The organism is Nocardia sp. NPDC003693 (assembly GCF_053981095.1).
In genome coordinates this window covers 184,090-195,771 of the sequence record NZ_JBSFNO010000014.1, presented here as the reverse complement: position 1 = coordinate 195,771, position 11,682 = coordinate 184,090, and the positions used below count along the sequence as shown (strand labels likewise).

10 protein-coding genes are annotated in these 11,682 nt (G+C 68.1%); 7 read left to right on the top strand and 3 right to left on the bottom strand.

Annotated elements, in window-relative coordinates:
- A partial coding sequence (locus ACWDOP_RS18165) for a hypothetical protein (RefSeq protein WP_456346015.1) occupies positions 1-226 on the bottom strand: 226 nt, incomplete at its 3' end.
- 513 nt (positions 227-739) lie between these two features.
- Here ACWDOP_RS18165 and ACWDOP_RS18160 point away from each other — a divergent pair.
- Positions 740-2,476, top strand: a complete 1,737-nt coding sequence (locus tag ACWDOP_RS18160) for an N-acetylmuramoyl-L-alanine amidase (protein WP_456346014.1) — start codon at positions 740-742, stop codon at positions 2,474-2,476.
- An 80-nt stretch (positions 2,477-2,556) separates the two neighbouring features.
- Here the strand turns inward: ACWDOP_RS18160 and ACWDOP_RS18155 are convergent, their stop codons facing one another.
- On the bottom strand, positions 2,557-2,775 hold the full coding sequence (locus tag ACWDOP_RS18155) for a hypothetical protein (RefSeq protein ID WP_456346013.1): 219 nt from the start codon (positions 2,773-2,775) through the stop codon (positions 2,557-2,559).
- The gene (locus tag ACWDOP_RS18150; protein WP_454201291.1) at positions 2,772-2,993 is read right to left on the bottom strand and encodes a hypothetical protein; all 222 of its coding nucleotides are present in this window, start codon (positions 2,991-2,993) and stop codon (positions 2,772-2,774) included. The genes ACWDOP_RS18155 and ACWDOP_RS18150 overlap by 4 nt, the downstream gene beginning before the upstream one ends.
- A 457-nt stretch (positions 2,994-3,450) precedes the next feature.
- Here ACWDOP_RS18150 and ACWDOP_RS18145 point away from each other — a divergent pair, with 457 nt between their 5' ends.
- From ACWDOP_RS18145 to ACWDOP_RS18120, 6 genes are all read left to right on the top strand, one after another.
- Complete coding sequence (locus tag ACWDOP_RS18145; protein WP_456346012.1) at positions 3,451-4,350, top strand: helix-turn-helix domain-containing protein; 900 nt, start codon at positions 3,451-3,453, stop codon at positions 4,348-4,350.
- A complete protein-coding gene (locus ACWDOP_RS18140; RefSeq protein WP_454201289.1) occupies positions 4,347-4,538 on the top strand; it encodes a DUF397 domain-containing protein in 192 nt (63 codons plus the stop codon). The genes ACWDOP_RS18145 and ACWDOP_RS18140 overlap by 4 nt, the downstream gene beginning before the upstream one ends.
- Before the next feature lie 272 nt (positions 4,539-4,810).
- The gene (locus ACWDOP_RS18135) at positions 4,811-5,860 is read left to right on the top strand and encodes an Hsp70 family protein (RefSeq protein ID WP_456346011.1); all 1,050 of its coding nucleotides are present in this window, start codon (positions 4,811-4,813) and stop codon (positions 5,858-5,860) included.
- Between the two features lie 164 nt (positions 5,861-6,024).
- A complete protein-coding gene (locus tag ACWDOP_RS18130) occupies positions 6,025-7,032 on the top strand; it encodes an AurF N-oxygenase family protein (protein ID WP_456346010.1) in 1,008 nt (335 codons plus the stop codon).
- A 19-nt stretch (positions 7,033-7,051) separates the two neighbouring features.
- Positions 7,052-8,665: an FAD-dependent oxidoreductase gene (locus tag ACWDOP_RS18125; protein ID WP_456346009.1), complete on the top strand. Its 1,614-nt coding sequence runs from the start codon at positions 7,052-7,054 to the stop codon at positions 8,663-8,665.
- A gap of 562 nt (positions 8,666-9,227) precedes the next feature.
- Positions 9,228-11,645, top strand: a complete 2,418-nt coding sequence (locus ACWDOP_RS18120; protein WP_456346008.1) for a hypothetical protein — start codon at positions 9,228-9,230, stop codon at positions 11,643-11,645.
- Positions 11,646-11,682 lie beyond the last annotated feature (37 nt).

Genomic DNA, 11,682 nt, shown 5'->3' with positions numbered 1-11,682 from the left:
CGCACGCCTCGTCCACGCCGACCGGCACCATGGCGCCGTCGTCCTTGCCGCCGGCGCCCGCCAGCAGCGCGGCCTCCAACTTGCGGAAACTGGTTTCGAGCTCCTGCATAACCTCGATGACCTCGCCATCGGCCATTGAGTACATCGGTAATTCGAGCAGGTTCTCCACCGCGGCGGCGAGTGCTTTGGCACTGGTCGCGATGGTGGGTACCTTCTTCGAATCCATGCCTCTATTCTACGCCTTGATAGCGAGCATGAATAGCCCAATTCTATTGGCATACAACGTAATTCGGTCAAATCGGCGATAAGTTTCCGAGTGAATATGGCACCGAGCGAACCCTTGGCCGGCCAATGTGCAGGCGCGGAGGTCGGGTTTCGAAATACCTCGACAAGAGCGCCGACGCCGACCAGGCGAGCCGCGGTTAGTTCGGGCGCCCGGTTGCCCGTCGCGTGTTCGGGTGATCCAGCGGCCGAACTCCGGCGCCGTACCCCTGGCCCTCACCCTGGCCCTCAGCGGCGTGTCCACGCGACGCGCCGAGGCCGCTTTTCTCTCGCTTGCCGAATCGCATTCTGTCCTGCGGATCTCTCGAGGAAATCGCCTCGAACAGCACAAAAGCGCCAACTACTACGCTTGCTAGTAGGTGACTGGCGTTGCCAAAGTGAATGGCTGGGTTTGGTGTTACTAGTGGGAAGGGAGGGGCGCTCCCGCCCGGGAGTGCCGTCCGTTATGAAGCCGAGCATGGTCAAGGCCGGTCTCTACACCGCCGTCACGGCCGCGGCATTCTCGACGGTGGCTGGGCTCGTGCCCGCCGTCGCCCAGGGTTCACCCGTTACGCCCGAGCTGCCGCAGCGGCTGGCTGGGAAGACCGTTTTTCTCGATCCCGGTCATCAGGGCCCCAACCACAATCAGGACGTCGCCCGTCAGGTCGACGACGGTCGCGGTGGCACAAAGGAGTGCCAAACCAGCGGCATGACCACCGTGAACGGCGTTCCGGAGCACACCGTGAACTGGAATGTCGCGCAACTGGTGCGTACTTCGCTCGAGGGTCTCGGCGCGCGCGTCGTGCTGAGCCGTCCCGACGACACCGGGTGGGGCGGGTGCGTGGACGACCGCGCCAAGGCCGCCAACCAGTCCGGCGCGGATGTGGCGATCAGCATTCACGCCGACAGCGCGCCCGCCAACGCTCGCGGCTTCCACCTCATCGTGCCGCAGCTGCCGGTCCCGGACGCGAAGGTCACGCAGGTGCAGTCGGGTGCGGGCCTGGCAGCCAGCCGGGCCATGCGCGACGCGTACGTGCAGGCCGGATTCCCGGTCGCCGCCTACAACGGCGCGGACCAGGGTCTGCAGACGCGCGCCGACGTCGCCGGTCCGGCGCTGACCACCGTCCCGGACGTCTTCCTCGAAATGGGCAACGGCGCCAATGTCGAGGACGCGGCACTGCTCGAGTCGCCCGAAGGTCAGTTGCGGCACGCGGTCACCATCACCACCGGTGTCGTGTCGTACCTGCTGAACCTGCCGGTCCCGGCGACGGCAACCGATCAGGTCGTGGGTGACTCGGCCGCACCGCCCGCGCAGCCCGCGCTGCGGGTGCCGCCGGAACTCCCGGACATCCCGGGCCTGTCCGAGCTGCTCGGCATGGTCCCCGGGGCGCAGCCGAATTCGGATGAGCGCAAGGTCGATCCGCAGGCCCCGGGGCAGGCGGAGAAGCCGGGCGCGCAGGCCGACAAGCCCGCGGCTCCGGCGGACAAGCCCGCCGAACAGCCCGCCGCCCCGGCTCCGGCCGACAAGGCGGCTCCGGCCGAGCAGCCGGCCGCGCCCGCTCCGAGCCAGGAGTCGAGCACGGTTGACCCGCAGTCGGTTCCGGCCCCCGGGGCGGATTCGAAGGCCGGTCAGGGCGCCACCCCGGAGGCTTCGGTCGCGCCGCAGGCGGCGGTTCCGGGTCAGGTCGCTCCGGCGGCCCCGCAGGCGGCTCCGGCGGAACCCGCCGCACCGCAGGCGGCTCCGGCCGAACCGGCTCCCGCGCCGCAGCTCGAGCAGGTGCTGCCGGTTCCGGACAAGCAGGTCCCCGCGGTGCGTCCCATCGCGGCCCCGCTGAAGGCGAACCCGCCCGCGCCGGTGCATCCCGACGCGATCAAGCCGGGCTTCGCGGCTCCGGCCGCGGTGAACCCGCTTCTCCCGAACGTGGCGGCTCCCGGGGCGGCGATCCCGAACGCTGCGGCTCCGGGTGCGGCGGCTCCGGGTGCGGCAAGCCCTGGCGCGCAGAGCAATCCGGGCGTGAAGACGCCCGGTGAGAAGTCCACCGACGTGCTGGATATCGAGTCCATGGGCTCGCTCATGCAGACCGCGGTGAAACTGCTCGGCCCGCTCGCCAAGATGATCATGGGTCAGGACGGTGTCGCGTCCGATCTCATCAACGTGGCCTACAGCCTGGTCTCGGTGCTGAGCTCGTCGCTGCTGTCCTCGCCCGCCAAGTAAACACAGACGGTCGCTGGTACGACCTACGCCCCCGCCTCGAATCCATCGAGGCGGGGGCATTTTTCATGCCTCGGCGTCTTTCATGCCTCGGCGTCCCCGGCGCGCTGCCGCCGGAGCCTGCACAGATGAGCGCGCAGCGCACACCCCTGCCGCTCGCACTCGTCCCCGTGCGTCTCCAGGAGCCTTTCGATATCGCGATCGGAGAAGGCGGCGTACGGCGACGGCTCCCCGTGCCCGCCCGCGCTCTTGTCCCTCGTCGGGTACTCACCCGACCCGACGTGGAAATACGGATTGGTCATGACTCGCCCTCCATCGGAACGTCCTCGGCCCGAGCCCATCCCGCCGCGCGGGCGATCTCGAGCAGTTGCTGTTTGGCACTGCACGAGCGGGCCGAGACACCCTCGCCCGCAACGCAGTTGCGATGCCTCCACATCGCGATCCGAAACCCGTTGATCGTCCGCAGCTCGTCGGAATCGACCATCTGACAGTGCTTGATCCGCGAGTAGACGGCGGTCATCCGTTCCTCCCTTCGGGAGAATCCGGCGAATTACGCACGGTGTGCGCCGCGTTGCCGATTCCGGCGTCGCCGGGGCGATCGTGTCCCTCCGCTCGCGACGGGGATGTAGAGGTATCCGCCGGTCGAGAGCGCGAGCCGAAGAGGGCGGGCATCACCCTCGCGGCCGTCTTGATGCAAACCCCAGCAGCCCCACGTGAATACGGCAAGGCATAACGCGGTGATCGCGAGCAGTGCCACTGTGTCCCAGAGCATTTCGAGTACCCCCTCGATGTGCGGATTTGATCTCCCTCGGCGCTGACTCGGCGACGAATGGAATCCCTTGCTGCCGTGCGCTCTTCTGCTGTGCACACCCAGATTCGCATTTCTGGAACGTTCACGAAACCGTTCCGGCAAACTTGATGGAGCGGCACCGTGGAACGTTCCACGGTAGCGATCCCCAGATAGCGAGGCTAACGAAATGGCCAGCTCAACGGTACCTAGAAGGGCGCTCGGTCGGTTTTTTCGTACGCTGCGAGAGCGCGCCGAAAAGTCTTTGCTTGCAGCAGGACTGAATGTGGATACCTCTCCGCAAACCATCATGCGAATGGAGGAAGGTAGGCCGACGAAGCTGTCGACGCCTCAAATCAGGTTGTTGTTGGACTTCTACGGTGCGGACAATTCGGAGCGAGACGAGGCGCTGGCACTGTGGGATGAGGTCAAGCGGCTTGCGAAGGATGCCAGACAGCAAGGTGTGCACAAAGGTTGGTGGCAGTCGTATGCCGACCAGTACCACCAATGGTTCGATCACTATCTCAAGCTGGAGGCGAGCGCGAAGCGCATGACGTCGCACCAGCTGGTTCTCATGCCCGGAATCGTGCAGACGCCCGAATACAGGCGCGCGCTCATTCGAGCCAGTCAGCCCGGCCTGTCGGCGGTGGACACTGAGCGTCGGTTGGAGTTGGCCGCCCGCCGCCAATCCCGTGTGACAGAGGGCGAGTTGAGGCTCGACTGTCTGCTGTCCGAGTCCGTTCTGCGGCACCGGCCGGGTGGAGCGCGGGTCATGTCCGAGCAGTTGCAGTGGCTGGCGGCCTTGAGCGAGAAGAGGAATGTTTCGATCCGGGTTGTTCCGCACGACGTCGGGATGCACCCCGGCCTTCGGATCCAGTCCTTCACGTTGCTCGACTTCCCTCCGACGATCGGTGGGCTGACTGAGCCGCCGGTGATCTACATCGAGGGGGTGGAAGGTGCGCTCTATCTCGAGCGCGACGATGTGATCGGTCGATTCCGGCAGGCAATCAAAGGAATTCGGCAGGTAGCGTTGAGTGACGAAGGCACCCGGCAACTGGTGCTGAAGATCGCGAAGGAGTATGCGGCGTGAGCGAGAACCCGCCCATTCATACCTGGTTCAAATCCAGTCGATCTGCGGACGCCAACGAGTGCGTCGAGGTCTACCTCGGGGATAGCCGTGTCGGCGTCCGCGATTCGAAGACCCCCGGCGGTCCCGAGCTGTGGTTCGCGCCCGAAGCCTGGGACGCGTTCCTCGGCAGCGACTTCTGGAAGCGCTGACGCGCGAAGGAACCTCGCGACAGCACCCCGCGCCCCGCCTCGATCAGTCGAGGCGGGGCGCTTCCCGTCCAACGGCATTCGCCAACCGGCAAACATTTCGCGACCGCAACGCCCGACGGTCATTCGGACAGAAGCGGCGCAGGCAGGCGCACCTGCGGACATTCGCAGGCGCACGTGCGGACAACCTCGTGTCCGGTGGTTGGCAAGCATCCGGCTCAGGGGGTTGCATGAAACCCGGGTCGGGTCACGACGGCTGACGACGGAGCCCCCGCGTGCACGACTCGTCGATCGAGGTGGATGTGATGGCGTTCGGTGTGGGCTTGAGTATCGGCACGGTCAATACGGTCTGCGTGACGGCCGCTGACAGGGCGGGCAGGAAACCTCCGGGCCGCCGCGTCGCGCCACCCACCACCTGGCGCACCACCCTCACCTTCGACAGTTCCGGCACCGCACGGGTCGGCCGCATTCCACGACACGGGCGGGTTATCACCGAGTTCGCCGATCTGTCCCAGCGGGGGCCGGTCGCGCGGGTCGGTCACCGGGCGCTCTCGGCCGCGGATCTCGTTGCCACCGTGGTCGGCAGCGTGCTCGAGGAGGTGCTGGGGAAGGCGCCGGCGGGGCAGGGCGGCAGGCCCGATACGGGCATCACCGTCACTCACCCGGCCGGGTACTCCGAGAACCTGGTGGCCGACCTGCGGTCCGCGCTCGACAGTTTCGGGCTCGACCATGTCGCACTGATGGCCGAGCCGATCGCGGCGGCCACCTGGCTGGGCGCCCAGCGCGGGCCGCTCATGCCGGGTCTGGCGCTCGTCTACGACCTGGGCGGCTCGGGGCTGGATGTGACCCTGGTCCGGGTCGGCGCGGGCGCGCCCGCCAATCCCATCGTCGGATTGCCGCTGCACTCGGCCGATTTCGGCGGCCGGGCCTTCGGCGGGCTGGTGGCTTCGCGGCTGCGGCACGGCCCGGGCGGTCCGGTGGTCTCGCGCGTGCAGTCCGAGGACGACACCGGCGCGCTGCGCACCGAGCACATCGAGCAGTCCCTGCGCCTGGTCTACAAGTGCCTGCGGATCGCCGACGTCACGATGGCCGATGTTGACAGGGTGCTGGTGGTCGGCGGCGCGGCCCGCCCGCGCGAGGTTGCCGAGGTGCTCTCCACCCGGCTGGCCCGCCCGATCGTGGTGGCCCCCGACCCGGAGCGCACGATCGCCGACGGCGCCGCCATAGCTGCCCGGCAGGCGGTACTGGCCCAGGATTCGGCTACACACGGACACGGTCCGATCACCGGATTCTTCCGGCGGATCACGCGGGTCGCCGCACTCTGAAACACTTCATTTCCACGGGTTGACCGGCTGGTTACCGGCCGGTTTGCCCGTAATGAGCCCACTCATGGGACGAACTCGTGCAAGCATCTTGCTAGCACGTGTTGACGCTACTCCGGTTTGGTGTAACCATTAGAAACAGATAAACGCCAACCGGAGAGGTGACGATGATGTCCCCGACTACGACTCACGTCGACGACCCCGTAGTTGCCGAGGCTATCGAATACGCGGCGAAACTTCTGCTGCTGTCCGAGGGCTCGGTCAACAAGAGCTTCGACCCGTACGAGGACATCGACTGGGAGAACCCGGACTTCGACGTCGACACCAAGCCCGAGCGCTGGGTGTTGCCGGCGTCCGCGGACCCGATCGGCCGCCACCCGTGGTACCTCGCCCTGAGCGAGGAAGACAAGATCGCTGTCGGCAAGTACCGGCAGGCCAACGTGGCCAAGGTCGGCCTGCAGTTCGAGTCGATCCTGATCAGCGGCATGATCAACCACACTTTCGGCCTCGCCAACGGTGACCCGGAGTTCCGGTACTGCAGCCACGAGATGTCCGAAGAGATCAACCACACCCTGATGTTCCAGGAGATGGTGAATCGCATCGGCATCGACGTGCCCGGCATGGGCCCGCTCGTGCGCCAGTTCCGCCAGATCGCGGTCCCGGTCGCGGTGCTGTTCCCCAACCTGTTCTTCATGGCCGTGCTCGCCGGCGAGGAGCCGATCGACCACATCCAGAAGCAGATCCTGCGCTCCGGCGAGGACGTGCACCCGATCATGCGCGGCGTCATGGCGATTCACGTCGCCGAGGAAGCCCGCCACATCTCCTTCGCGCACGAGTTCCTCAAGAAGCACGTGCCCGAGCAGAAGCTGCCCAGCCGCTTCGTGCTGTCCATCGCCATGCCGATCGTCATGTTCATCCTGGGCCGGTCCATCGTGACCCCGCCCAAGGCGTTCTTCGACGAGTTCGACGTGCCGGACAAGGTGCGCAAGGAGCTGTTCTACGACTCGAAGGACTCCAAGCAGGCCTTCAGCGACTACTTCATCGACGTCCGCGCCCTCGCGCACGAGATCGGTCTGATGAACCCCGTCGCCAAGCGCGTGTGGAAGCTCTTCGGAATCGCCGGCTCGGCCTCCCGTTACCGCTCGGAGCCCATCCGCTCCGGCAAGGCCGCCTGAGTAGACAAGGGACCGTACAGTGCCGTACGTCGTCACCCAATCCTGTTGCAGCGACGCCTCCTGCGTCTATGCCTGCCCGGTCAACTGCATCCATCCCACGCCCGATGAGCCGGATTTCCGGACGGCGGAGATGCTGTACGTCGACCCCAAGGCGTGCGTGGACTGCGGGGCGTGCGCGACCGCGTGCCCGGTGGACGCGATCGTCTCCTCGAAGAAGCTGACCGACGAGCAGCTGCCCTTCATCGAGATCAATCGCGACTTCTATCGTGAGGAACGCCCGCGGCCCCTGCTGGCGCGGCCGATTCCGGCGGCGGAGGTCAAGCCCGGGCGCGAACCGCTGCGGGTGGCGATCGTCGGCTCGGGGCCCTCGGCCATGTACGCGGCCGATGAACTGTTGACCCAGGCCGGAGTTCAGGTCACGGTCATCGACAAGCTCAGCACCCCTTACGGTTTGGCGCGGTTCGGCGTGGCGCCGGACCACACCAAGACCCGCAAGGTCGCCGAGCTGTTCGACGTCATCTCGGCGCAGCCGGGCTTCGGTTCGTACCTCAATCTGACTGTCGGGGAGCATGTTTCGCACTCCGATCTGATCGCGCACCATCACGCGGTGCTCTACGCCGTCGGGGCGTCCAGCGATCGCAAGCTCGGCGTGCCCGGCGAGGGGCTGCCCGGCAGCGTCTCGGCCACCGAGTTCGTCGCCTGGTACAACGGGCATCCCGATCAGGCCGGCCGCTACTTCGAGCTGTCGCAGAAACGCGCCGTCATCGTCGGCAACGGCAACGTCGCCCTGGACGTGGCGCGTCTGCTGACCACCGATCCCGAACTGCTCGTCGACACCGACGTGGCCCCGCGGGCGCTGGCGGCACTGCGGCGCAGCAAGATCGAGGAAGTGGTCGTGCTCGGCCGCCGTGGTCCGGCCGAATCCGCGTTCACCGTGCCGGAGTTCGTCGGACTGCTCGGCGCGGACGTGGACATCGTGGTCGAGGGTGAGATCCCGGAGATCACGCCGGACATGCCGCAGAAGGTGGAGCAGAAGCTGAAGCTGCTGCGCGGGCTGGCCGATCGGCCGACCGGCGGGCGCAAGCGCATCGTGTTCCGGTACCTGTCCGCGCCCACGGCGATCAACGGCGTGGACCGGGTCACCGGGGTCGAGGTGGCGCGCAACGAGCTGGTCGCGGACGCCGACGGCGTGCTGCGGGCCCAGGCGACCGGCGAGGTCGAGACGCTCGAGACCGGGCTCGTGCTGACCTCGGTCGGGTACCGCGGCGTCGCGCTGCCGGGGCTGCCGTTCGACGAGCGCGGCGGCATCATTCCGAACCTGGACGGGCGGGTGCTCGAAACCGCGGGTGGGTCCGTGGTTCCGGGGGCCTACGTGACCGGCTGGATCAAGCGCGGGCCGACGGGGTTCATCGGCACCAACAAGTCGTGTGCGCAGCAGACGGTGCGGCAGCTGGTGGACGACTTCAATGCGGGGCGGTTGGGTCAACCGCTCGGCGGGGCACGGGAATTCGACCGACTGGTCGGTGCGCGTCAGCCGCACGTGGTGCGTGGCGGCGCGGCGAATCGGCCGTCGCGGCTGCGGCTGCCGCTGCTGGTGCGGAGTCGTAAGGAGTCATCGGCGCCCGTGCGCTGAATCGGGCTTTCCGTACATATAAAACCGACCGCCCTTCGCGAATTGTTCGCGAAGGGCGGTCGGTTTTGTTTTGTGTACGGATTGTGTTGTGCGAGTTGTAATACTCCGTTGGCTAACGGCGACATCTTCCCGGGTATGCGCGAAACGCTGTCGAATCGCGGTTGGGCAACCTGCCTGTGATGGGGTCCGGTTGGTAGCAACCAGCCAGTGATCGTGTTCTGACCGGCGCAAACTGACACTGCGGTTTTGTTTTTCGGACACTGGTTGCCTACCGGTTGGTATGAATTCAGGGTTCGCTGCGGTGTAGCCACAAGGGCGAGTTTTCGCAACTGCGCTGGTGTCCAGTCTGATTCGATCTTGGTGAGTCATCGATCTGACCAGTGGATTCGCCAACTTCGCTACTGGACACGAAATCTTTTCTCCGGATTCGATATTCACATCCGGTATGCGCCAGCTAACCTGAACGCGCTGTTTGGAAAACGACCGCGACCACATGGTTGGTACGCCTGTGAGGCCGTGGTCTCGGTGCGTTGACGGGATGGCGATGACTGTTGGCTTTGGTATGAGCATCGGCACAGTGAACTCCGTGTGGGCCACCGCGGCGGGCGATCGCAGTCGGCCCGCCGTACGGGTACGGCGCACGGCAGTCACTTTCGATAGCGCGGGCGGGCCCCGAATCGGGGGCATTCCGCAATTCGCGCCGGTGGTAACCGATTTCGCCGATCTCACCGCGGATCCGGATCCCGTGGTGGTGGGCGGGCGTATCTGGTCGCCCGCGGATCTGGTGGCCGCGGTGGTCAACGGGTTGATCGAGACCAATGCTCCCGAAGCCCCGGCGGTCAGTACCTATCCCGCCTCCTACACCGACAAGCACGTCACGCGGTTGCGGCGAGCGCTGGACTGGTCCGGGGCCGCCGACGTGCAGCTCATGCCCGAGCCGGTCGCGGCCGTGGAATGGCTCGATCACGAGTTCGGCACCGCCGGAGCGGGTTTGACGCTCGTCTACGACCTCGGCGGCAACTGTCTCGACATCGCGGTGGTGCGCACCGAGGCCGAGTTCGGCGAACGCGGGGTGCTCGGACGGGCCGAGCGTTCCTACGACTACGGCGGGCGGCCGCTCGGCGCGCTGATCGCCCGGTACGCGCGCAGTATCGCTCCCGGTGCGGCACAGCCGGTTTCGGCCGTGGTGCCCGCCACCGACACCACCAGACTGCGGTGCTGGCACATTCGGAATTCGCTAAAACTGGTGCGCGCCACCGTGCACCGTGCCGGACTCGTCATCGACGACATCGATCGCATTCTCATCATCGGCGGCGCGGCCCGGCCCGCCGAGGTCTCCGCCGTGCTCGCCGATCTCGGCCGGCCCGTGTTCATGTCGCCGGATCCGGCGCACACCGTGGCCGTCGGCGCCGCCCTCGCCGCGTTCCGCAGCGCCGACACCGGCTCGGCCATCGGGCGCTACGCCCCGCGCGCGGCCGTATTCTCCGGTGCGGCGGTCGCTTCCGCGCTCGCCATGTCCGCGGCCACCGTCCTCGGCGGCCCGGTGGCGGGCCCGCCCGGATTGCAGGCCGCGCCCGGCGGGGTCACGACCCCCGGCATTCCCCTCAGCCTCGGCGATGTCCTCGTCTACGACGACGCGACCGCCCCCGGCGGCCGCCCGCACGCCATAGCCCCCGCCGCGGCGGTTCGCGGCTACGGCCCCGTGGCCGCCACCGTGACCCCGAACTGGTTCGCCGGACGCCCCGTGGTGGAGGTCGACCGCACCAGCCCCGGAACCCGGTGCGAGACCCGCACGGCCGAGCAGCTCGCCACGTACGCCAACCCGGCGGAGTTCGTGAACCCGATGCCGTTCCCACCGGGGAGCATGAAGCTGCCGATCTCGATCGGGACGATGCCGCACATCAGCCTGCCCGGGTTGCCGAACGTGCCCGGGCAGCCGGGCAATCCGCAGCCCGGAAACCCGCAGGGTCCCGGCGATATCAGCGCGCCCGGTCCGATCACCGAGCCCGGTACGACGCCGGGCACCCCCGGGAATCCTGGTACGACACCGGGCGCTCCCGGCGATCCGGGTACGACGCCCGGGGCTCCCGGTGACCCAGGTACTACGCCCGGCTCGCCGTCGGATCCCGGCACGACTCCGGGCTCGCCGTCCGATCCGGGAACCGTTCCCGCGCCAGGTAATCCGGCTGATCCCGGTCCGGTTACCGGGGAACCTGCTTCGGGCGGGTCGACGGGTGGTGGAGCGGGCGCGGGCGGTGGCGGCGCGACCGGTGGTGGAACCGGCGGCGGGGGTGGCACTTCCGGCGGGGGTGCCGGGGACGGTGGTGGTGCCGGTAACGGCGGCTCTGGCGCGGGCACCGGTGGTGGCGCAGGGGCCGGTGGCGGTGCGGGCACCGGGGGCGGTGACGCGGGTGCCGGTGGCGGCGCGAACTCCGGCGGCGGTGCTGGCGGTGGTGCGAACTCGGGCGGTGGCGCTGGCGGTGGTGCGAACTCGGGCGGCGGTGCCGGTGGTGGTGCGAACGCGGGTGGCGGTGCCGGTGGTGGTGCGAACTCGGGCGGCGGCGCTGGCGGTGGTGCGAACGCGGGCGGCGGTGCCGGTGGCGGTGGCAACTCCGGTGGTGGCATGGGTGGGGGAGCGAACTCCGGCGGCGGGGCCAACTCGGGTGGAGGTGCGAACTCCGGCGGTGGCGTGAGTTCCGGTGGCGGCATGAACTCCGGCGGCGGCACCAAGCCCGGCGGCAACTCCGGCGCGGGCGCGAACTCGGGCGGCGGCATGGGCGGCGGCGCGAACTCCGGCGGCGGTTCCCGCTCCGGCGGCACCTCGGCCGGCGGTGGCGGCATGGGCGGTGGCGGTGGCGCGTCCGCCGGCGGCGGCTCGCGTGGCGGCGGTATGGGCGGCGGTGGCATGGGTGGCGGTGGGATGGGCGGAGGCGGCGGAGCGTCCGGTGGTGGTGCCGGCGGCGGCGGAGGCATGAAGTAGTGCTCCCGACGGTCGCCCCCAACTCCCACCGTTTCCC